This is a genomic window from Nonomuraea sp. NPDC003727 (assembly GCF_053586935.1).
Genome location: NZ_JBSFNE010000003.1, coordinates 1 through 20,680, shown reverse-complemented (window position 1 = coordinate 20,680; position 20,680 = coordinate 1). Strand labels below are relative to the sequence as shown.

Sequence of the window (20,680 nt, the reverse complement as noted above, 5' to 3'; positions counted from 1 at the left end):
CTGCAAAGCGGCCGGCCGGCACCCACGCCACGAGATGGCCTCATGGCGGATCAAGAGCTGTCAGTGGTCGCTCGGCCCAGGGCGGGTCGAGAGCGACCGACGGTCCTGCGCTGATTTCGGGCGGCTGGTGGGCACGGCTGAGAGGTCCGCCGCAGAAGGGGTCAGTGGTTCCTCGTGCGAGGTCTCGACGGCCGGGTCGGCCGAGGGCCGCCGGTCCTGGGGTGACCCCAGGCGGTCGACGGGGTCGGCTGATGGCCTCGGGCGCGGGTCAACCCAGTGAGCGGCCGAACTCCCACGGATGGGGCGAATGACCGCCTGGAGCGCGGTGACCGTCGGTGAGACCGGTCGTCGCGTGGATGGGTCGGTGAGACCGGTCGTCGCGTGGATGGGTCGGTGAGACCGGTCCTCGCGCGGATGGAGCGGGAGGACGGCCCGGGGATGGATCCTGGCGAGCGGCCGATGCCCGGCGGGTGGGGTGTTGACGGCCGGAGGAGCGGGGCCGCCGGTGAGGGAGTGATCCCTGTTGGATGGGGCCGGCGAGGGGTGGGAGGAGCTGACGGTCCTGGTGCGGGTGAACCCTGGTGCGGGTCGCCCCCCGCGCGGGCAGGGGTGAGTCGGGAGACCCAAGTACGGGTGCGGTGAAGCCCGGCAGGCCAGTACGGCGGGCAGGTGTCAGCTGACGGCCTCGTCGGCGAAGCCAGGGACCCACCTGATGACCTCGTCTCGAAAGCGGGCCGTCGTGCCGAGCTGGCACAGCACCCCCACCCCCGCCGCGTGCACCCGGTGGATCAACACGTACGAGACCGGCAGGTTGAGCTGCCTGATCACGTTCGTCGGGCGCAGGTCGGTGGCGCTGGCCGCCTGCGCCTGCAGCCACTCCCTGCTGAACGTGAACTCCTCGACCGCTGTCGGCTCCACGTAGGGGGCCAGGAAGCCGCGCAGCGCCTCGACGTCGATCTCGATGTGCTCCTGGATGAAGCCCTCGTCACGCAGCCCGGTGACCACCGCGTCCATGTCGCCCTGGTTGAAGATGCGGGTCAGCTGCCCGAACACCGTGGGGTAGCCGTCGGGCATCCGGTTGACCGCGCCGAAGTCGAGGACGCCGAGCCTGCCGTCCGGCAGCATGCGGAAGTTGCCGGGGTGCGGGTCGGCGTGGAGCATGGCGACGCGGGCGGGGGAGCAGAACAGGAACCGCACGAACAGCAGTCCCGCCTTGTCGCGCTCCTCCTTGGTGCCGTCGGCGATGATGCGTGACAGCGGCGTGCCGTCCATCCACTCGGTGACCAGCACCTGCTCGTTGGCCGCCACGACGTCGGGCACGTAGAAGTCGGAGTCGTCGGCGAACGCCTGCGCGAAGGCGTGCTGCGCCTCGGCCTCGCGCAGGTAGTCGAGCTCCTCGGCGATGCGCTCGCGCAGCTCGGCCAGGACGGCCTTGATGTCGAGCCCGGGCAGCAGCGCCCCGAACAGCTTGCCGAGGCGGGCCATCTGGGCGAAGTCGCCGAGCAGCGCCTTGCCCGCGCCGGGATACTGGATCTTGACGGCGACCGTCCTGCCGTCGTGCCAGACCGCCTTGTGGACCTGCCCGATCGAGGCGGCGGCGGTCGGCCGGTCGTCGAAGGACCGGAAGTGGTCGCGCCAGTCGTCGCCCAGCTGCTCGGTCAGCACCTGGTGGACAGTGGCGGCGGGCAGCGGGGGAGCGGAGTCCTGCAGCTTGGTGAGGGTCGCGCGGTAGGGGCCGACGATCTCGGGCGGCAGCGCCGCCTCGAAGATGGACAGCGCCTGGCCGAGCTTCATCGCCCCGCCCTTGAGCTCCCCCAGCACCTTGAAGATCTGCTCGGCGGTGCGCTGCTGGATCTCCTGGGCGACCAGCTCGGCGGGCCGTCCGCCGATCCGCTTGCCGAGGCCCATGACGGTACGGCCGGCGAACCCGAGCGGAAGGGTCGCCAGCTTGGCGGAGCGCGCTACGGCGCGGCGCGGAAGATCACTCACCATGACGCGCGACGTCCCTGTTGGGACGGCGCTTCCCCCCTTCGTGGTCCCGGCCTGATGGGGCGCCAGGCCTTGCGTGTGGCCCGTCAATGGCAAGAGCCCGGCTCGACCATTGTTAGCGCACCTAGGTCGTTTCGCCAGCAACGACATTGTGGATGCACTGTCCAGGATCGGCGCTTCCACCGCCAATCAGGCAAAACATCCATTGTGCCGTTTGTCACAGCGCTGCTCCGGCCGTCGATGTGAGCAAGCGCATGGCCGGTCGCCGCTGCGGCGACCAGCGAGGACAGTGCGGAACCGCAGGCGATCTCACCGGCGGGGAATCCGCCGAGCCGGGCGGTGACGATCGGCCACGCAGGGTCACGGTCGCGCCGCGCGAGGTCCAGGCAGTGCAGGCACGAGGTCTCGCCCGGCAGTACCAAAGGACCGACGGAGCCGTGACCCTCGAAGGCGGCCGCGAGCAGGTGCGGGATCCTCATGGCGACCAGTTCGGACACCAGCACCGCGTCGAGTGGCCCGACGGGCGCCAGCACGACGAGATCCGGCCGCTGCGAGCCGTCGGACAGGTGCGGCCCGCCCGCGCGGGCATCCACCGAGGACTCCACCTCGCACACCCCCACACCCGCCGACGACTCCGCCCCACGCGCCCTCGCACCGGCCGAGGACTCCGCCTCATGCGCCCTCGCACCGGCCGACAACCCCTGCCCACACGCGCACACTGCGGTCCGACGTGCCCCCGCCTGCACCGGGGATTCCGGGCCGCGCCTCCCCGACTCACCCGCCCTCGGGCCGCGTCCGGAAGAGGCCCCCGGCGCTCCCGTGCCGCGCCCCTCCGTGCCGCGCCCCTCCGTGCCGCGCGCCCCCACATCCGAAGCCATCGCTCCGGCATCCGAAGCGATCACTCCCGAAGCGCAGCCGCAGTCGACGGGAGCCACCGCAGGCACGGGGACACAGGCACGCCCGGCGGTGATCCGCCTGGCCACCGCGACCGCGCCCGCCTCCCGCGGCATCCCCAGCTCCGTCCAGCCGAGCCCGCCCGGCACCAGATCCTCCGGCCGGGCCGGCTCCGGGTCGATCACCCGCAGTTGCCCCACCCCCGAGGCCGCCAGCAGCGCGACGATCTGCGCCCCCACCCGCCCCGCGCCGTAGACCCGCACGCGCGCCTCACGCCGCCGCCGCATCGTCGCCAGCGCGCCGCCGGGCGTCGTGGCGGCCACGTCCAGCGCGTCGAGGTCGGGCCGCAGCCGGTCGCGCTCGGCGAGCGTGAGCCGCGCCAGCGGCGACGGCCGCACGGCCGCGTCGTCGAGCACCCCTCTGGCCGTGAGCGTGTCGAGCAGCGACCGGGCGCCCTCCTGCGACAGCCCCGCCGTGGCCGCCTCCCGCAGCACCTGTTCGATCTCCCTCGTCCCGTCGAGCCGGTCGAGCCACCGCTTCACCGACGGCGCGAGATCGCTCACCAGGACGGCGCTGCGCGGATGCACGCCGAACTGGAGGGTGCGCTCGTCGCGGAGGATCCGGCGCAGGACGGGTTTCACACGTGGCCTCATGGCGCGCAAGATTCCCACCGGGGAGCATGATCGTGGAGGGGTTTCCCGCCGCCTGTGGATAACCGGCGCCGGGCCCGCGGACGGCTGTGGATACTCTCTCCCAATGAACGAGCTCTTGATCGACCGGCACGACGACGGCGTCGTCCTGCTCACCCTCAACCGCCCTGACCGCCGCAACTCCATGACCGACGGCATGACCGCCGCGTGGGCCGAGACGGTCGCCGCGCTCGCCGCCGACAGGGACGCCCGCTGCGTGGTGGTCACCGGCGAGGGCAGCGCCTTCTCCTCGGGCGGCGACCTGTCATGGCTGGCCGAGCGGGGCGACGAGACGGTTCCCGCGCTCCGCGACCGGATGCTCGCCTTCTACCGCACCTGGCTGTCGATCGCCCAGCTGGAGATCCCCACGATCGCCGCGGTCAACGGCCCAGCCGTCGGCGCGGGCCTGTGCGTGGCGCTGGCGTGCGATCTCGTCTACGCCGCCGACGACGCCAAGCTCCTGGCCCCGTTCACCACGCTCGGCCTGCACCCCGGCATGGCCGCCACCTATCTGCTGCCGAGCAGAGGTGGGCTCAACCTCGCGCGGGAACTCCTGCTGACCGGCAGGACCATCAGCGGCGCGGAGGCCGCGCGCGAAGGGCTCATCAACCGCGCGTTCCCGAAGGCGGATCTTCTCCGGGAAACTCTCGAGATCGCGAGAAGCGTCGCGGCGAACGCTCCGATCGCGACGCGGCTGACCAAAATCGCCCTCAAGACCGCACACAATGACCTCGATGAAGCGCTCAAATGGGAGGCGCTGGCCCAGCCGGTCACGATGACCTCGAACGACATGCTTGAAGGCCTCGCCGCGCATCGGGAAAGGCGGGTGCCCAAATTCACCGGCTCTTAATCATGCTGACCAGCGAAAACAGCGGCTCACCCCCTGTGGAATTTCGTCATAGTCGGCTAACGTGCATATGTGTCCCCCGAGAGAGTCGAGGTCCGTCGAAGTTCTCGTCGCCGGCGTACGGTCTCCGCGTACCGCGACGGCGACAAGACGATCGTGCTCCTGCCCGCGTGGCTGAGCGGCGACGACGCGGACGAATGGGTGAGCCGGATGCTCGATCGGCTGGCGGCCAAGGAGCAACGGCGACGTCCGACGGACGAGGGACTGCTCGAGAAGGCCGTCGAGCTGTCGGCGAGGTACCTCGACGGCAAGGCGCAGCCGGTGAGCGTCCGCTGGGTCGACAACCAGCAGCACAGGTGGGGCTCGTGCACCCCCGACAGCGGCACGATCAGGATCTCGACCCGGCTCAGGGGGTTGCCCGAGTGGGTCATCAACTACGTCATCATCCACGAACTCGTGCACCTGCTGGTGCCGAGCCACGGGCCCGATTTCTGGGCGCTGGTCGAACAGTATCCCAAGGCTGAGCGGGCGCGCGGTTTCCTCGAAGGTTTCTCCGCCGCCGCCAGCACCACACCGGAGGAGTGTTGACCCGAGTCGTCGCCGTTCTGGTACGGCAAAGCATGGCGAATGCCGCGCCCGGCGATCCTCGCGAGTTCCTGGAAGCCATAGTCGAGGACACCTACGAGATCGTCGCGGGCCTCGAACTCGTCACACCGGTCCTCGTCACGAGCGTTCCCGCTTTGGATCATCTTTTGTGGCCCGGCACGGACATTATCCAGATAAATGAGGACACGCCGCTGAAGGACATCTTCAAGGCGATAAATGCTGATCAAGCGGCGATTGTGAGTGGAGACGCCCCCGATCTCCCGCCCCTGCTCATCGGAAAGCTGTTCCGCGAACTCGGCCGGGCCGCGCTGACCGTCTGCCCCGCCGAGCAGGGCGGCGCCGTCGCCGTCGCGGCCACTCTTCCCTTCCCCGGCTGGGCCGACCCCGACCTCGACGCCGACGACCCGGTGAAGCAGCTGCGCGCCCAGGCCCCCGGCCGCCGCATGGTCGCCACCACCCCCGGCTGGCACCGCCTGCGCACCAGAGCGGACCTCGACCGCCTCGACCCCGGCCTGGAGGGCTGGGACAACACCAGGGCACTCACGGCACGGTGAGACCGGCGAAGACCGCCCGGTGATCGGTGCCCGGCATGGTGTGCACGCTGACCTCACGCACGCCCGCCCGCGAGTCGACGAGCACGTGGTCGATCGTGATGACCGGCGGGATCCGCTTGTTGGCCGGCCACGTCGGCACCAGACCCCGGCCGACCTCGTCGGCCGCGTCCTTGTAGCCCCGCCCGAGCAGCTCGCGCATCGCCGCGTGGTCGAGACTGGCGTTGAAGTCGCCCGCCAGCACCCGCACCACGTCGCCCGAGGCGGCGGGCAGTGCCCGCAGTGCAGCGTTCCAATCCCGGACCTGCGGGCCGAGCGGCGGAACGGGATGCACGGCCATCAGCTGGACGGGCTTGCCGCCGGGCAAGGCCAGCACGGCCAGCGGCATGTTGTTGCCGATCGGCGGAGCCTGGTCCCACACCTGCGTCAGCGGGTACTTCGCGTAGAGGCCGCTGCCGCCCGGGCCGTACTCGGCCTCCAGCACCCGGTACGGCATCACGTCCTTCAACCCCGCCGCGTCGAGCCGCTCGACCGCGTCGGGCGTGAGCTCCTGCGTGGACAGGACGTCGGGGTTCAGCCGCCGCACCAGCTCGACCACCGGTGCCGCCTCCGCCTCGCCGAACAGCAGGTTCAGGGTGAGCACCCTGAGCGGCCTGCCCGCGGTGGCGTCCGCCGTACCGAGAGCCCTTGGCAGCACGCTGAGGCCCAGGGCGGCCGTCGTGACCAGGGCGACCGCGCAGGCCGCGCGGTTGCGGGAGGCCAGCGCGAGCAGGAGCGGGACCACGGAACCCGCGGCCGCGTACGGCGTGGCCGTCATGAGCTGCGTGGTGATCGAGCCTTGTTCGAGCCCGCCGACCCGGGCAGCCGCCCACAGGAGGAAGGGGATGACCGCGATCCACGCGAGTGTCCTGAACGGGAAGGCGCGACGCGCGGGCGTCACGATCGAGCCGCCGACCATGTCCACATAACCCCCTGTGTGAGGGGACTCTAACCGAGGGGGCGTGAAGTCGCCGTGAGAACGTCGCGGCCCCGCCTGGCCAGCAGCCTCGTGGCCTCGTCGGACAGCTCGGGGATGTCGTCCACGGGGAACCATCGCAGGTCGAGCGACTCGTCGCTCATCACCGCCTCGGCTCCCTCGGGGGCGACGGCCGCGTACTCCACGTCGAGGTGCCAGCTGTGCGGCGGGTGGCACCACACCTTGTGCCGGTCGAGCGCGAGCGGCCCGGGCAGCAACCGGAGGCCCGCGATCCCCGACTCCTCCGTGGCCTCGCGCAGCGCGACCCCGGCCAGCGAGCCGTCGTAGGACTCGCAGTGGCCGCCCATCGGCAGCCACATGCCCGCCTTCGGGTGCAGCGTGAGCAGCACGTGGGCGCCGTCGTGCGACAGCACGGCGGTGGTGCCCGTCAGGTGCCCGGGCGCGCAGCCGCGGGTCATGGCGTCGGGATGCCGCCGCAGGTGTTCGAGGAACTCGAGCCTGAGCTCCTCCTCGGCTTCCGTGGGGGCCTTCCAGCCCGTGAGTACGGCTACCGCGTCGCGGTGGAGGGTCAAGCGTCGCCGTCCTCGAGCTTGGAGATGTCCCAGGCCGCCTCGCCCTTCACGAAGGTGTCGGGAGCGTCGAGGTCGTCGGCCGTCGGCATGAGGTCGGGGTGCGCCCAGATCGCGTCGCGCCCGTCGATCCCCCGGTCGGCGACCACCGCCTGCCACAGCGCCGCGGCCTCGCGCAGCCGCCTGGGCCGCAGCTCCAGGCCGACGAGCGTGCCGAACGTCGTCTCGGCGGGCCCGCCCGTCGCGCGGCGCCGCCGTACCGTCTCGGCCAGCGCGCCCGCGGACGGCAGCTTGCCCTCGGCGGCGGCGTCGACCACGGTCGCGACCCAGCCCTCGACCAGCGCCAGCATGGTCTCCAGCCGCGCCACGGCGGCCTTCTGCCGCTCGGTCTCCTCGGGCTTGAGCAGCGCGCCGCCGCTCAGCGCCTCCTGGAGGGCCTGCGGGTTGCTGATGTCGAGGCCGCGGATCTGCTCCTCCAGGGCGGAGGTGTCGAGCGTGATGCCTCGGGCGTACTCCTCGACCGCCCCGAGCAGGTGCGCGCGCAGCCACGGCACGTGCTGGAACAGCCGGTGGTGGGCGGCCTCGCGCAGCGCCAGGTAGAGCCTGATCTCGTCGGAGGGCAGCTCCAGGCCGCTGCTGAAGGCGGCGATGCCGCCGGGCAGCAGCGCGGCGGTGTCGGACAGCGGCAGGCCGATGTCGGTCGTGCCGATCACCTCGCGCGCCAGCGAGCCGATGGCCTGGCCGATCTGCTGGCCGACCATCATGCCGCCCATCTGCTTCATCATGCCCATGAGCGGGCCGAGCTGGGCGGCCATCTGCTGGGCCTCCGGCGGCAGGTCGGCGCCGCCGATCGTGCCGCCCATGGTCTCGACCATGCGCTCGGCGATCGGCTCGCACAGCTTGCGCCAGACGGGGATCGTGTTCTCGATCCACTCCGAACGGCTCCACGCCTGCGGGTTGGACACCCCGCTGGGCAGCGCGGTGGCCTCGTTCAGCCACAGGTCGGCGAGCTGGAGAGCGTCGACGATCTGGCGGCGTTCACCCTCCATCACGCTCGGATCGCCGTCCGCGACCACCGCGTGGCGGGCGATGTTCTTGGCCATGTCCCAGTTGACAGGGCCCGAGCCCTGCGGCGCCGAGAGCATGTCGGCGAACTGGCGCATCGCCTGAGCCATCTGCTCAGGGTTGCCGAACATGGCGAACGGGTTGTCGTTGGGGTCGTTTTCGCGACCTGGCAGGTCAGTCACCGCGTTACCTCGTGCAGGATGGAGGAGTCCACAACCGCCACGTTAGTCGTCCTGCGGCGGATCAGTGCAAAGTGAGGACCTGGTGCCTACCTCGAAACGCCCGCGCCAACCAGTCGTCGCCGTCACCGGCGCGTCCTCAGGCATCGGCCGCGAGCTCGTCGCGAAGCTCGCCACCAACGCGGATTTCCGCAGGGTGGTGGCCATCGACGAGGAGCGCGGCGACGTCCAGGACGTCACCTGGCGGGTGATCGACGTGCGAGATCCGCTCTTGGCGAACCGGATCTCCGACATCGACGTGCTGGTTCATCTGGCCGGTGACTACGGGCTCGACTCCGATCCCGCCGAGCGGCGCGCCTACAACCTGCGCGCCGCCCAGACGGTGCTGACCGCCAGCGCGGCCGCGCGCGTGCGCCGTGTGGTGCTGGTCACCAGCGCCATGGTCTACGGCGCGGCGCCCGACAACGAGGTGCCGCTGGCCGAAGACGCCGCGGTCGCCGCCGAGCCCGACACCGGCGTGGTCGGCGACCACCTCGAGATCGAGGCGCTGGTGCGCAGGGCCTCGCGCAGCCATCCGGGGCTCGAAGTGACCGTGCTGCGCCCCGCCGCGATCGTCGGGCCCGGCATCGACACCGTCATCACCAGGCACTTCGAGTCGCCCCGGCTGCTCAAGGTCAAGGGCTGCTCGCCGCGCTGGCAGTTCTGCCACGTCGACGACCTGGTCTCGGCCCTGGAACTGGCCGCCAGGGGCCTGGTCACCGGCGTGGTCGCCGTCGGCTCCGAGGGCTGGCTGGAGCACGAGAAGGTCGAGGAGCTGTCCGGCATCCGCGGCTTCGAGCTGCCCGCCGGCATCACCTTCGGTACGGCGCAGCGCCTGCACCGCCTCGGCATCACCCCGGCCCCCGCGACGGACCTCCACTACGTCGTCTACCCCTGGGTGGTCGACTGCGCGAGCCTGCGCCAGGCGGGCTGGAAGCCCGCGTGGACCAACGAGGCCGCGCTGGAGCAGTTGCTGGAGCTGCGCGAGAACAGGACCACCGTGGTCGGCAGGCGACTGCCGGTCAAGGAGGCCACGCTCACCGCGGCCGGCGCCACCGTCGCGGTGATCGGCACCGCGGCCATCGTCAGGCAGGTGCGAAAGAAGCGTAGGCTCTGAGCGTGATTCGGTTGCTGGACATTCGCGACACCCCGCTGTCGGTCGAGGAGGTGTTCACCGCCGTGGGCTCCCACGCCGCCGGCGGCACCGCGCTGTTCGTCGGCACCGTCCGCGAGCAGGACCACGGCAAGGCGGTGACGCGGCTGTCGTACTCCGCCCACCCCGGCGCGGTCGACGAGCTGAGGCGCGTGGCCGAGAAGGTGGCCGCCGACTTCCCCGTGACGGCGCTCGCGGCCGTCCACCGGGTCGGCGACCTGGAGCTGGGCGACATCGCGGTGATCGTCGCGGTGGCGTGCCCGCACCGGGCGGAGGCGTTCGCGGCGTCCCGCAGGCTGATCGACGACCTGAAGGCCGAGGTGCCCATCTGGAAACACCAGGTGTTCGCCGACGGGTCGGCCGAGTGGGTCGGCGCCTGCGAATAAGCTCATGGCCATGTCACGACGCGCACTCACCCTGCTGGTGGCCGGTTTCCTGGTGCTCGCACTCGGCATCTCCGGCGCCTGGGTGACGGTGCCGTACGTCGTGCTGAGCCCGGGGCCCACCGAGAACACGATCGGCTCCGTCGACGACAAGCCGGTCATCACGATCAGCGACCGGCAGACCTACCCGACGAGCGGCACGCTGAGCCTCGTCACGGTCTCCTACCAGGGTGGTCCCCAGGCCAGACCCGACCTGCTGACCGCGCTGCGCGGCTGGGTCGACCCCACCGCCGCCGTCGTTCCCGAGGAGTCGATCTTCCCGCGCGAGCAGACGGCCGAGGAGGTCGAGCAGGAGAACACCGCGGAGATGACCAACTCGCAGGACAACGCGACCGCCGCGGCCCTGACCGAGTTGAAGATCGACTATTCCATGGTGCCCACCGTCCTGTCGGTGGAGAAGACCGCGCCGGCGGCGGGCAGGCTCAAGCCGTCCGACGAGATCCGCACCGTCGACGGCAAGCCGGTCACCGCGGTCGACCAGGTCGCCGCGGCCGTCAAGGCGCACAAGCCGGGCGACGAGATCGTCTTCGGCGTCATCAGGGACGGCAAGCCGCAGGACGTCACCGTCACCTCCGTCGCCGGTAAGCAGGGCACCGCGATGGTCGGCATCGTCATGCAGGCCAAGTACAAGTTCCCGTTCAAGGTGAGCATCAGCGTCGGCGACGTCGGCGGGCCGAGCGCCGGCATGATGTTCGCCCTCGGCATCATCGACAAGCTCACCCCTGGCGAGCTGACCGGCGGCAAGTCGATCGCCGGCACCGGCACCATCACCCCCGACGGCAAGGTCGGCGGCATCGGCGGCATCGCGCAGAAGATGGTCGGCGCCAAGAACTCCGGCGCGACGGTCTTCCTCACCCCGGCCGACAACTGCGCCGAGGCCGTCAAGGCGGCCCCCGACGGGCTGCGGCTGGTGAAGGCGGAGACGCTCCACGGCGCGATGCAGGCGCTCGACGCGATCAGGTCGGGCAAGGGCGAGGTGCCTTCCTGCTCCGCGGGGTGAACTTTCCCGGGTCCTCGAGCGTTAGCCGTACGGCATCCTTCGTCAGCTCTCCCGAGCCGGTGTAGGTTGCCAATCACGGACCGTTTGTTCATCACGACGAGGGGTTGGCCTTGGCATTCCGGACCCCAGGACCCGGTCGGGGGATGCGTTTGCCCCGCCGACCGCGACTGCTTCTTCCCGTCGCGATCGCGTTGGTGGCGATCGTGGCGTTCTTCTTCCTGTTCTCGGGCATCTACACCGACTACCTCTGGTTCGACTCCGTCAAGGCCACCTCCGTGTTCTCGGGTGTGCTGCTGACCGAGATCGGGCTGTTCGTGGTGGGCGCGCTGCTGATGGCAGGCATCGTCGGCGGCAACATGCTGCTGGCCTTCAGGATGCGTCCGATGTTCGGTCCCGCCATGTTCGGCGGGGGCAGCGGCGCTGACCGCTACCGGCTGGCGCTCGACCCCCACCGCAAGCTGATCTTCATCATCGGCATGGCCGTGCTCGCGCTGTTCGCGGGCTCGTCGTTCGCCGGGCAGTGGAAGACATGGCTCCAGTACGCCAACGGCACCCGGTTCGGCAAGACGGACGCGCTGTTCAACCTGGACATCTCCTTCTTCACCTTCGACTACCCGTTCATCAGGATGGTGCTGAACTTCCTGTTCACCGCGGTGATCATCGCGATCATCATGGCGGCGATCACGCACTACCTGTACGGCGGGTTCCGGCTGCAGTCGCCCGGCGTCCACGCCTCCCGCGCCGCCCGCGTGCACCTGTCGGTGCTGCTGGGCGTCTTCGTGCTGCTGAAGGCGGTCGCCTACTGGGTCGACCGCTACGGCCTGGTCTTCTCCGACCGGGGTTTCGTCAACGGCGCCTCCTACACCGACGTCAGCGCCGTCCTGCCGGCCAAGACGATCCTCGCGATCATCGCGCTGATCTGCGCCGCGCTGTTCTTCGCCGGCGTCGTACGGCCCGGCGGCATGCTGCCCGGCGTCTCCTTCGGCCTGCTGGTCCTGTCGGCCATCCTGATCGGCGGCGTCTACCCGGCGCTGGTCGAGCAGTTCCAGGTCAAGCCCAACCAGCAGCAGCGTGAGGCGACCTACATCGGCCGGAACATCGCGGCCACCCGCGACGCCTACGGCGTGGCGGGCAGCGAGGTCATCCCCTACTCCGCGCAGTCCGACCCCAGCAAGGTGACCGCCGACGGCGACGTCTCCGTGTCGGGCGTCCGGCTGCTCGACCCCAACCTGGTCGCCAAGACCTACCAGCAGAAGCAGCGCATCCGCGGCTTCTACGACTTCCCCACCCAGCTCGACGTCGACCGCTACAAGGGCGTCGGCCCCGTGCCCCGCGACCACGTCGTCGCGGTGCGCGAGCTGACGGGCCCGCCCGCCCAGCAGAACAACTGGATCAACAAGCATCTCGTCTACACCCACGGCTACGGCTTCGTCGCCGCCCCTGGCAACGAGGTCGACTCCGAGGGCCTGCCCAACTTCGACGCCAAGGACATGCCGGTCATCGGCTCGCTCGGCGAGACCCTCAAGGAGCCGCGCGTCTACTTCGGTGAGCAGATGGACACCGAGTACGTCATCGCGGGCGGCCCCAAGGGCGAGGCGGGCCAGGGCCAGGAGCTCGACTTCCCCGAGAGCGGCGGCACCGGCCAGGCCAACACCACCTACACGGGCCAGGGCGGCGTGCCGGTCGGCTCGTTCTTCAACCGCCTGGTCTACGCGGCCAAGTACGGCGAGAAGAACATCCTGCTGTCGAGCGACATCAACGACAACTCCAAGATCCTCTACGAGCGCAACCCGCGTGACCGCGTCGCCAAGGTGGCGCCGTTCCTGACGCTGGACGGCAACCCCTACCCGGCGATCGTCGACGGGCGCATCACGTGGATCGTCGACGCCTACACGCTGTCCAACGACTACCCGTACTCACAGAGCAAGTCGCTGGCGTCGATGACCGAGGACACCACGACCCTGCGCGGTGTGGTCGCCCCGCAGCCCCGCGACCAGATCAACTACATCCGCAACTCGGTCAAGGCCACCGTCGACGCCTACGACGGCACGGTCACCCTCTACGCCTGGGACCCCAAGGACCCGATCCTGCAGACGTGGAGCAAGGCGTTCCCCGGCGTCATCCAGCCGGCCGCCAAGATGAGCCAGAGCCTCAAGGACCACATCCGCTACCCCGAGGATCTGTTCAAGGTGCAGCGCGACATCCTGTCGCAGTACCACATCGAGGACGCCAACGCCTTCTACAGCGGCCAGGACTTCTGGAACGTCCCCTTCGACCCCTCGCAGGGCGACAGGGACGTCAAGCAGCCGCCGTACTACCTGACCACCACGATGCCGAAGCAGTCGCCGTCGTTCTCGCTGACGACGACCTTCGTCCCGCGCCAGGGTCCCAACCTGGCGGCCTTCATGGCGGTCGACGCGACCGCCGGTCCCGAGTACGGCAAGCTGCGCATCCTGCGCATGCCGTCCAACACCTCGATCCCGGGCCCCGGACAGGCGCAGAACAACTTCCAGAACAAGTTCTCCGGCGAGCTCAACCTGCTCGGCCTGGGCAACGCGACGGTCCGCTACGGCAACCTGCTCACGCTGCCCTTCGCCGACGGGCTGGTCTACATCGAGCCCGTCTACGTCCAGACGGCGGCCGCCGCCGGCCAGGAGCCGTTCCCGATCCTGAAGCGGGTCCTGGTGGCCTACGGCAGCACGGTCGGCTCGGGCAACACCCTGAAGGATGCCCTCGAGCAGGTCTTCAGCGGCAAGGCGGCCCAGCAGCAGACCGGCCAGGAGCAGCAGCAGACGGGGCAGCCTGCCGACGCCTCGGCGACCGCCAAGCTGATCTCCGACGCCCAGAAGGCCTACGACGACGCCAACAAGGCGCTGGCCAGCTCGCCGCCCGACTGGGTGAAGTACGGCGAGGCGCAGAAGCGCCTGCAGGACGCGCTCAACGCCCTCGGCCGCAACGTCACCGTCCAGCCGTCGCCCACTCCCACGCCCACCACGAGCCCGACGCCCTCGCCGACCGGCTCCCCGACGCCCTCGCCCACGCCGAGTTCTTGATTTGCACGAGTCCCGCGTCGCCGATAGTCTTTAGACACACGCCGACGCGGGGTGGAGCAGTTCGGTAGCTCGCTGGGCTCATAACCCAGAGGTCGCAGGTTCAAATCCTGCCCCCGCTACTAGTGAAAGGCCCTCAGGGAGATCATCCCTGGGGGCCTTTTCCATGCCCGGAGACGGTCCGCCGGTTTCAGTTGCCGATGGGGCCGGGGTTGCACGGGTCGTTGTTGTGGGTCTGGTTCTCGGGGCGGGCGCATTCGGGCAGCTGATCGTTCGTGCCGCCTGGATCGGTGTTGCCGATGGGGCCGGGGTTGCAGGGGTCGCTGTTGTGCGTCTGGTTCTCCGGGCTGGCGCATTCGGGCAGGGCGGGGTTGGCTGGCGGCTTGACGGTCTCGTGCTTGCCGCAGGGTCGGCCTTCGTCACTGTGTCTACGCGTGCACGGGTGGGACGTGGCATCCGTTGTGACGGACTGGACGCCTGCCTTGGTCGTGGTGGCGCCGGCGGGGCTGCCCGCCAGCGTCACAGGAACGGCCAGGGCTGAGGCGGCGATAGCGCTGACGGCAAGAGCTCGCTTGAAGTTGATCACCAAATGGCTCCGATCACATGAGTTTTGTAGTGATTCATGCACCTTTCTAGCCGTTTCGCCTTTTAGGCTCCTTTCGTGCAGCTTGCAGCCTGTTCACGGCATCGGGTGCCCTCATTGGGGCGGCGTCGAGCGCGGCCGATCATCGGCTCTGGCCCGGAGTGACGTCGATCACTACTGTGAAGGCATGACGGATCGGGCGAGGCTCCGCGCCGGCGACAGCGACAGGGATCGGGTGGCGCGGATCCTTCGGTTCGCGGTCGGCGACGGGCGCATCGGCACCGAGGAGCTCAACGACCGTCTCGACCGCGCCTACGCCGCCCAGACCTGCGGCGAGCTTGACGGCATCGTCGCCGACCTGCCCGACCCCGACCGGTTCGAGGTCCCCGAGGTGCTGCGACTGTCCACGGGGTGGGCCAGGAGCGTCAAGCAGGTCGGCCACTGGGTGGTGCCGCCGCGCATCGAGGTCGCGTGCGGGTGGGGCACGGTGCGGATCAACTTCATGCGCGCGACGTGCCCGCACCGCGAGGTGTCCATGGACGTCCGGTGCGACTCGCTGTTCGGCGACATCTGGATCGTCGTGCCGAGGGGCTGGTGGGTGCGCACCGACGAGGTGACGACCCGCTCAGGGCACGTCCACAACAAGCCGCCCGAGCCGCCCGCGCAGGACGGGGTGGTGCTGCGGATGACGGGCCACCTCGACAGCGGGGACGTCTGGATCCGCTACCGCAGGCCACCGGGGACGAACGTCACGTCGCGGGCATAAAGGCGAAACCTCCTGCGTCGTGCGCAGGTCGGCGGCTGGTGGTCCTGTCGGCCGCGTCGAGGCGTCCGGCCGATCTACGTCACGGGCTGCTGCGGCTGTCGCGGTCGTGCTTCAACGCCAGCCGTACGGCGAAATAGACGATCACGAACTGGAGGAGCGCGCTGATGAGCCAGGAAAGGAGCGGATCCACAGACCGAGTGTGACCGGATAAGTCAAGATATTCCATGCTTGTGGAGAAGCTCGCATGGTGATTACATAATTACGTGATCGTAGAGTACATTCGCTATCGTGTTCCCGACGCGGACGGCTTCGAGGCCGCCTACCGGCGGGCCGTCGTCCCTCTCGGCGAGTCGCCGCAGTGCCTGGACTACGAGCTCTCCCGCTGCGTCGACGAGCCGGAGTGCTACATCCTGCGCATCGAGTGGACCTCCGCGGAGGGACACCTGGAGGGTTTCAGAAAGAGCGACCACTTCGCGGCATTCTTCGCGGAGATCAAGCCATATGTGTCGAACATCGAGGAGATGCGGCACTACGAGCAGGTCATCACCAAGACCCATCCCACCCTGTACGAATGGGCGGGCGGCGCGGAGGCGCTCGAACGGCTCACCGCGACCTTCTACGCGAAGGTGGAGAAGGACGAGCTGGTCGGGCCGTTGTTCGCGGCCATGGACCCCGGGCACCCGAAGTACGTGGCGATGTGGCTGGGCGAGGTCTTCGGCGGCCCCGACGCCTACACGCGCGAGCGCGGCGGCCACACGCACATGGTCTCCAAGCACCTCGGCAAGGGCATCACCGAACAGCAGCGCCGCCGCTGGGTGAACCTGCTCATGGACGCGGCCGACGAGGTGGGCCTGCCGCGCGACGCGGAGTTCAGGGCGGCGTTCGCCGGCTACGTCGAGTGGGGCACGCGCCTGGCGCTCTACTTCTCCGGTCCGCGCGCACAGGCGCCCCGCGAGGAGCCCGTGCCCAGGTGGGACTGGGGGAGCAGGCCACCCTACAAGCCCTAGTCTGGAGCCATGGGCAGGGGGAGGCTGCGGATCTATCTGGGCGCGGCCCCCGGTGTGGGCAAGACCTACGCGATGCTCGGCGAGGGCCGCAGGGCCGCCGCCCGAGGTAAGGACGTGGCGGTGGGTCTCGTCGAGACCCACGGCCGCACACGCACCGCCGAACTGCTCGACGGTCTCGACATCCTCCCCCGCAAGCACCTGCGCCACCGTGGCGCCGACTTCACCGAGCTCGACGTCGACGCCGTCATCGCCCGCAAGCCGAAGGTCGCGCTGATCGACGAGCTGGCCCACACCAACGTGCCCGGCTCCCGCAACGCCAAGCGCTGGCAGGACATCGACGAGGTCCTCGACGCGGGCATCGACGTCATCTCGACCGTGAACATCCAGCACCTGGAGTCGCTCAACGACGTCGTGCGGCAGATCACCGGCGTGCCGCAGCGCGAGACCGTGCCCGACGAGGTCGTACGGCGAGCCGACCAGATCGAGCTGGTCGACATGTCACCCGAGGCCCTCAGAAGGCGGATGGCCCACGGCAACGTCTACGCGCCCGAGGACGTCGACGCCGCCCTCGCCAACTACTTCCGCGTCGGCAACCTGACCGCGCTGCGCGAGCTGGCCCTGCTGTGGGTGGCGGGCAAGGTCGACGAGCAGCTCGACCGCTACCGCGCCGACCACGGCATCTCCGGCACCTGGGAGGCCCGCGAACGCGTGGTCGTGGCGCTGACCGGCGGCGCCGAAGGCGAGACCCTCATCAGGCGGGCCGCCCGCATCGCGGCGCGCACCAAGGGCGCCGACCTGATGGCCGTCCACGTGACCAGGGGCGACGGCCTGGTCGGCAGCGCCGACCCGGCCGGCCTCGCCAAACAGCGGGCGCTGGTCGAAAGCCTCGGCGGCAGCTACCACCAGGTGGTCGGCGACGACGTCCCGCGCGCGCTGCTCGACTTCGCCGGCGGCGTCAACGCCACCCAGCTCGTCCTCGGCGCCTCCCGCAGGGGCAGGCTGGCGCGACTGCTCTCCCTCGGCGTGGGCCTGACGACCACGGCCCGGTCGGGCTCGATCGACGTGCACCTGGTCATGCACGAGGCGGCACACGGCGCCGGCAGGGAGTCGACCGGGCGCGCCGCGCTCACCCGCAGGCGCCGGCTGGCGGGCTGGGCCATGGCGCTGCTGGGCATGCCGCTGCTCACGGCGGTGCTGCTGCCCTTCGACGGCGGCCTGACGCTGACCACCCACATCCTGCTGTTCTTCCTCATGGTCGTGGGCGTCGCGCTGGTCGGCGGGACGTGGCCCGCGCTGACCGCGGCGGTCGTCGGGTTCGGCCTGCTCAACTGGTTCTTCACGCCGCCCCTGCACACGTTGACGATCCACGCGCCGGAGAACCTGCTCGCGCTGGTCATCTTCGTGCTCGTGGCGGCGATGGTCAGCACGGTGGTCGACCTGGCGGCCCGCCGTACCAGGGAGGCGGCCGGGTCCGGCGCCGCGGCCGAGGTGCTCTCCACGCTGGCGGGGCAGGTCCTGCGGGGCGAGCCGCTGCTCGAACGGCTGCGCGAGATCTACGGGCTGACCTCGGTCACGCTGCTGGAGCGGACGGGGGACGGCTGGCGGATCGTGTCGATGGCGGGCGGCCCGCCGTGCACCGCGCCGGGAACGGGCGACACGGACGTCGTGATCGACGAGGACCTGGTGCTCGCCGTACGGGGAAGGCTGCTGGACGCCGCTGACCGGCGCGTGCTGGAGGCGTTCGCCGCGGAGGCCGCGGTGGCGCTGCGCCACGAGCGGCTGCGGAAGGAGGCGGAGGCGGCGCGCCCCCTGGCCGAGGCCGACAGGATGCGCACCGCCCTGCTCGCGGCGGTCAGCCACGACCTGCGCACACCCCTCGCGTCGGCGAAGGCGGCCGTGGAGAGCCTGCGCAGCGCCGAGGTCGACTGGAGCCAGGAAGACCGGCGGGAGCTGCTGGCCACGGCCGACGAGTCGCTGGTGAAGCTGCACCGGCTGGTGGAGAACCTCCTCGACATGAGCCGCCTGCAGGCAGGCGTGCTCGGGGTCGCGCTGCAGCACGTGGCCGTGGAGGAGGTCGTCTCCCATGCCACGGCAGACGTGGGCGACCGGGTGCGCGTCGACCTGCCCGCCGACCTGCCCGACATCATGGCCGATCCCGTGCTGCTCGAGCGGGTACTGGTCAACCTGATGGGCAACGGCGTCAGATACAGTCCCGTGCTGGTGACGGCCAGTTCCTACGAGTCCACCGTCGAGATCAGGATCATCGACCGCGGCCCCGGCATCCCTCCCGAGGCGCAGGAGCGGGTGTTCCTGCCGTTCCAGCGGCTGGGCGACCGCGACAACCACACGGGGGTCGGGCTCGGGCTCGCCCTCTCGCGCGGGCTGACCGAAGCCATGGGCGGCACGCTGGTGCCGGAGGAGACACCAGGAGGAGGACTCACCATGATCGTCTCTCTGAAAGCGGTCGCATGATCCGCGTGCTGGTGGTCGACGACGAGCCGCAACTGCTGCGCGCCCTGCGGATCAACCTGGCGGCCAGGCAGTACGAGGTCGCGGTGGCGGAGGACGGCACGTCGGCGCTGCGCCAGGCCGCCGACTGGCATCCCGACCTGGTCGTCCTCGATCTCGGGCTGCCGGACCTCGACGGGGTGGAGGTCATCCACGGGCTGCGCGGATGGACGAGCGTGCCCATCATCGTCCTGTCGGGCCGGGCGGGCAGCGATGACAAGGTCGACGCCCTCGACGCGGGCGCCGACGACTACGTGACCAAGCCGTTCAGCATCGACGAGCTCCTCGCCCGCATCCGCGCGGTCGCCCGGCGGACGCAGGCGTCCGCCGGCGAGTCGCCGTCTGTGCGGATCGGCGACCACGAGGTCGACCTGGCGACCAAGACGATCTCCGGTGGGATACGGCTGACGCCCACCGAATGGCACTTCCTCGAGCTGCTGCTACGCCATCCCGGCAAGCTCGTCACCCAGCGGCAGGTGCTGACGGAGGTGTGGGGGAGCGCCTACCTCAAGGAGACGCACTACCTGCGCCAGTACATGGCCCAGCTCAGGCGGAAACTCGAGCGCGACCCTGCTCGCCCGGTGCACCTCCTGACCGAGCCGGGGATGGGATACCGCTTCCAACCCTAGAGATCCTCGTTGAAGGATCTCGGCTCCTCCAGAGGATCGGGATGGGCGTCGGTGACGCGGTTGTCCTCCTCGTTCATCCACCGGAAGATCCCTCGTGCGCACTCGTCGTCGATCTCGTCGATGTGGTGACGCAGCGGGTAGCTGTCCTTGTACATGGCAATCGAGGATTCCTGCACGTCATCGCCCATGTCGTGGGAAATTTCGTACGGCTGATCACTCATAGCACCAGAATACTCACTCTGCGGCGACTGATGCGGAGTGTCGTGTTTCACCGGCGGAGTGAACGGCCGCTGCCGACGCAGCGGCGCAGTCGCAGCCCCGTCCGCTTGGCCCCGACGGGTTGGTCGAGGGCGGCGAGCAGCGCGGCGGCGGTGCGCGCGTCGGACAGGATGCGCAGGACCGTCTCGTCATCGGCCGGCAGCTGGCCGTGCGCGTCGAGCTCGTGCTTGAGGAAGACCAGCGGCTCGGGCGCACCGGCGGACTCCGCGGCGACCGTGGCGCGGGCCGCGGTCAGCAGGCGCAGGTAGTACGTGCGCAGGGCGGCTTCGCGCATGCGAACGTGCTCGAGGTCGTCGAGCAGCGTGCCGGCGATCCTGAGCAGGTCGCTGGCGCGATTGCTCTCGTCGGCGATCGCGGCGCGGATGTCGTCAAACTCCGAGCGGGTCATGGTGGGCACCTCCACGGGCGCAGAAGCTCGTGCGTACTTCGTACCGGGAGGCGGTTGCGGATGGCTTGCCATCTGGTTGCGAGGCGCGGAGGTTTGGCGAGTCGGTGGGGTGGGAATGACCGCAAGGTTGCCTGAGTGGCGTGAAGTGCCTCCGGAGTCCTGCTAGAGTTTGAGCTGTCGCCCCGCTCCGCTGGAGTGCGGCGCGAACACCCCAACACCTTGATCACCTGCCCGGTTGGTTCGCATCTGTCCGGATCGGCTGGTAGGTTCAAGGGGTTGCCCTGAAAGGGGCGGTCGAAATTCTCGGCAGGTTTCGCGAAAAGAGTCAATTTGACTCGGATCGCGGGGGCTGAAAGAATGGAGACACAACGAACGAAGCGAGTGCGGCCGGGTGGTTGACGGTGAACGCGTCCGTTTCTTGAGAACTCAACAGTGTGTTAAAAGCCAGTGCATGAAAATATCATGCAACA

Annotated in this window: 19 protein-coding genes and 1 tRNA gene; 12 read left to right on the top strand and 8 right to left on the bottom strand. The window is 69.9% G+C overall.

Annotation, left to right across the window (positions count from 1 at the left end):
- Positions 1 to 672: 672 nt before the first annotated feature.
- Together ACWDLG_RS08910 and ACWDLG_RS08905 are read right to left on the bottom strand one after the other, a co-directional pair.
- Positions 673 to 1,992 carry an ABC1 kinase family protein gene (locus ACWDLG_RS08910; protein WP_449917622.1) on the bottom strand — a complete coding sequence of 440 codons (1,320 nt, stop codon included), beginning with the start codon at positions 1,990 to 1,992 and terminating at the stop codon, positions 673 to 675.
- An 83-nt stretch (positions 1,993 to 2,075) separates the two neighbouring features.
- Positions 2,076 to 3,536 carry a ThiF family adenylyltransferase gene (locus tag ACWDLG_RS08905; RefSeq protein ID WP_449917620.1) on the bottom strand — a complete coding sequence of 487 codons (1,461 nt, stop codon included), beginning with the start codon at positions 3,534 to 3,536 and terminating at the stop codon, positions 2,076 to 2,078.
- Between the two features lie 103 nt (positions 3,537 to 3,639).
- Between ACWDLG_RS08905 and ACWDLG_RS08900 the strand changes: the two genes are divergently transcribed.
- From ACWDLG_RS08900 to ACWDLG_RS08890, 3 genes are all read left to right on the top strand, one after another.
- Positions 3,640 to 4,422 carry an enoyl-CoA hydratase/isomerase family protein gene (locus ACWDLG_RS08900; RefSeq protein ID WP_449917618.1) on the top strand — a complete coding sequence of 261 codons (783 nt, stop codon included), beginning with the start codon at positions 3,640 to 3,642 and terminating at the stop codon, positions 4,420 to 4,422.
- A 69-nt stretch (positions 4,423 to 4,491) separates the two neighbouring features.
- Complete coding sequence (locus ACWDLG_RS08895) at positions 4,492 to 5,007, top strand: M48 metallopeptidase family protein (protein WP_449917615.1); 516 nt, start codon at positions 4,492 to 4,494, stop codon at positions 5,005 to 5,007.
- Positions 5,004 to 5,579: a DUF2064 domain-containing protein gene (locus tag ACWDLG_RS08890; protein ID WP_449917612.1), complete on the top strand. Its 576-nt coding sequence runs from the start codon at positions 5,004 to 5,006 to the stop codon at positions 5,577 to 5,579. Before ACWDLG_RS08895 ends, ACWDLG_RS08890 begins: the two co-directional genes overlap by 4 nt.
- On the opposite strand, the gene ACWDLG_RS08885 is transcribed toward ACWDLG_RS08890, so the two are convergent.
- The 3 genes from ACWDLG_RS08885 to ACWDLG_RS08875 are packed head-to-tail and all read right to left on the bottom strand — an operon-like array spanning position 5,566 to position 8,317.
- Positions 5,566 to 6,534, bottom strand: coding sequence for an endonuclease/exonuclease/phosphatase family protein (locus ACWDLG_RS08885; protein WP_449918636.1), 969 nt, complete (start codon positions 6,532 to 6,534; stop codon positions 5,566 to 5,568). The two genes, ACWDLG_RS08890 and ACWDLG_RS08885, sit on opposite strands and share 14 nt — an antisense overlap.
- 29 nt (positions 6,535 to 6,563) lie before the next feature.
- Positions 6,564 to 7,124, bottom strand: a complete 561-nt coding sequence (locus ACWDLG_RS08880) for an NUDIX hydrolase (RefSeq protein WP_449917610.1) — start codon at positions 7,122 to 7,124, stop codon at positions 6,564 to 6,566.
- Complete coding sequence (locus tag ACWDLG_RS08875; RefSeq protein WP_449918635.1) at positions 7,121 to 8,317, bottom strand: zinc-dependent metalloprotease; 1,197 nt, start codon at positions 8,315 to 8,317, stop codon at positions 7,121 to 7,123. The genes ACWDLG_RS08880 and ACWDLG_RS08875 overlap by 4 nt, the downstream gene beginning before the upstream one ends.
- A gap of 130 nt (positions 8,318 to 8,447) precedes the next feature.
- Between ACWDLG_RS08875 and ACWDLG_RS08870 the strand changes: the two genes are divergently transcribed.
- The 5 genes from ACWDLG_RS08870 to ACWDLG_RS08850 all read left to right on the top strand — a co-directional run bounded on the left by ACWDLG_RS08870 (position 8,448) and on the right by ACWDLG_RS08850 (position 14,172).
- Positions 8,448 to 9,521, top strand: a complete 1,074-nt coding sequence (locus tag ACWDLG_RS08870) for an NAD-dependent epimerase/dehydratase family protein (RefSeq protein WP_449918632.1) — start codon at positions 8,448 to 8,450, stop codon at positions 9,519 to 9,521.
- Positions 9,518 to 9,943 (top strand): molybdenum cofactor biosynthesis protein MoaE, encoded by a 426-nt coding sequence (locus ACWDLG_RS08865; protein WP_354905988.1) that lies wholly within the window; start codon positions 9,518 to 9,520, stop codon positions 9,941 to 9,943. Before ACWDLG_RS08870 ends, ACWDLG_RS08865 begins: the two co-directional genes overlap by 4 nt.
- 10 nt (positions 9,944 to 9,953) lie before the next feature.
- The gene (locus ACWDLG_RS08860; protein WP_449917607.1) at positions 9,954 to 11,000 is read left to right on the top strand and encodes a YlbL family protein; all 1,047 of its coding nucleotides are present in this window, start codon (positions 9,954 to 9,956) and stop codon (positions 10,998 to 11,000) included.
- Between the two features lie 143 nt (positions 11,001 to 11,143).
- Positions 11,144 to 14,053, top strand: coding sequence for a UPF0182 family membrane protein (locus tag ACWDLG_RS08855; protein ID WP_449917605.1), 2,910 nt, complete (start codon positions 11,144 to 11,146; stop codon positions 14,051 to 14,053).
- Positions 14,054 to 14,098: 45 nt separating this feature from the next.
- Positions 14,099 to 14,172 (top strand) — tRNA-Met (locus ACWDLG_RS08850).
- A gap of 68 nt (positions 14,173 to 14,240) precedes the next feature.
- On the opposite strand, the gene ACWDLG_RS08845 is transcribed toward ACWDLG_RS08850, so the two are convergent.
- On the bottom strand, positions 14,241 to 14,636 hold the full coding sequence (locus ACWDLG_RS08845) for a hypothetical protein (protein WP_449917602.1): 396 nt from the start codon (positions 14,634 to 14,636) through the stop codon (positions 14,241 to 14,243).
- A 184-nt stretch (positions 14,637 to 14,820) separates the two neighbouring features.
- Here ACWDLG_RS08845 and ACWDLG_RS08840 point away from each other — a divergent pair, with 184 nt between their 5' ends.
- From ACWDLG_RS08840 to ACWDLG_RS08825, 4 genes are all read left to right on the top strand, one after another.
- A complete protein-coding gene (locus ACWDLG_RS08840) occupies positions 14,821 to 15,399 on the top strand; it encodes a DUF1707 SHOCT-like domain-containing protein (protein ID WP_449917601.1) in 579 nt (192 codons plus the stop codon).
- Positions 15,400 to 15,662: 263 nt separating this feature from the next.
- Positions 15,663 to 16,406: a globin domain-containing protein gene (locus tag ACWDLG_RS08835; RefSeq protein WP_449917600.1), complete on the top strand. Its 744-nt coding sequence runs from the start codon at positions 15,663 to 15,665 to the stop codon at positions 16,404 to 16,406.
- Between the two features lie 9 nt (positions 16,407 to 16,415).
- Positions 16,416 to 18,878 (top strand): DUF4118 domain-containing protein, encoded by a 2,463-nt coding sequence (locus ACWDLG_RS08830; protein WP_449917599.1) that lies wholly within the window; start codon positions 16,416 to 16,418, stop codon positions 18,876 to 18,878.
- Positions 18,875 to 19,543 carry a response regulator gene (locus tag ACWDLG_RS08825; RefSeq protein ID WP_449917596.1) on the top strand — a complete coding sequence of 223 codons (669 nt, stop codon included), beginning with the start codon at positions 18,875 to 18,877 and terminating at the stop codon, positions 19,541 to 19,543. Before ACWDLG_RS08830 ends, ACWDLG_RS08825 begins: the two co-directional genes overlap by 4 nt.
- Here the strand turns inward: ACWDLG_RS08825 and ACWDLG_RS08820 are convergent.
- Positions 19,540 to 19,764, bottom strand: coding sequence for a hypothetical protein (locus tag ACWDLG_RS08820; RefSeq protein WP_354905965.1), 225 nt, complete (start codon positions 19,762 to 19,764; stop codon positions 19,540 to 19,542). The two genes, ACWDLG_RS08825 and ACWDLG_RS08820, sit on opposite strands and share 4 nt — an antisense overlap.
- 47 nt (positions 19,765 to 19,811) lie before the next feature.
- Complete coding sequence (locus ACWDLG_RS08815) at positions 19,812 to 20,210, bottom strand: hypothetical protein (RefSeq protein ID WP_449917592.1); 399 nt, start codon at positions 20,208 to 20,210, stop codon at positions 19,812 to 19,814.
- Between the last annotated feature and the right edge of the window lie 470 nt (positions 20,211 to 20,680).

Coding starts and splice junctions, on each gene's coding strand:
- ACWDLG_RS08910 (WP_449917622.1), bottom strand. CDS start 1,992: ATGGTGAGTGATCTTCCGCGCCGCGCCGTAGCGCGCTCCGCCAAGCTG.
- ACWDLG_RS08905 (WP_449917620.1), bottom strand. CDS start 3,536: ATGAGGCCACGTGTGAAACCCGTCCTGCGCCGGATCCTCCGCGACGAG.
- ACWDLG_RS08900 (WP_449917618.1), top strand. CDS start 3,640: ATGAACGAGCTCTTGATCGACCGGCACGACGACGGCGTCGTCCTGCTC.
- ACWDLG_RS08885 (WP_449918636.1), bottom strand. CDS start 6,534: ATGGTCGGCGGCTCGATCGTGACGCCCGCGCGTCGCGCCTTCCCGTTC.
- ACWDLG_RS08875 (WP_449918635.1), bottom strand. CDS start 8,317: ATGTTCGGCAACCCTGAGCAGATGGCTCAGGCGATGCGCCAGTTCGCC.
- ACWDLG_RS08860 (WP_449917607.1), top strand. CDS start 9,954: ATGTCACGACGCGCACTCACCCTGCTGGTGGCCGGTTTCCTGGTGCTC.
- ACWDLG_RS08855 (WP_449917605.1), top strand. CDS start 11,144: ATGCGTTTGCCCCGCCGACCGCGACTGCTTCTTCCCGTCGCGATCGCG.
- ACWDLG_RS08840 (WP_449917601.1), top strand. CDS start 14,821: ATGACGGATCGGGCGAGGCTCCGCGCCGGCGACAGCGACAGGGATCGG.
- ACWDLG_RS08830 (WP_449917599.1), top strand. CDS start 16,416: ATGGGCAGGGGGAGGCTGCGGATCTATCTGGGCGCGGCCCCCGGTGTG.
- ACWDLG_RS08825 (WP_449917596.1), top strand. CDS start 18,875: ATGATCCGCGTGCTGGTGGTCGACGACGAGCCGCAACTGCTGCGCGCC.
- ACWDLG_RS08820 (WP_354905965.1), bottom strand. CDS start 19,764: ATGAGTGATCAGCCGTACGAAATTTCCCACGACATGGGCGATGACGTG.
- ACWDLG_RS08815 (WP_449917592.1), bottom strand. CDS start 20,210: ATGACCCGCTCGGAGTTTGACGACATCCGCGCCGCGATCGCCGACGAG.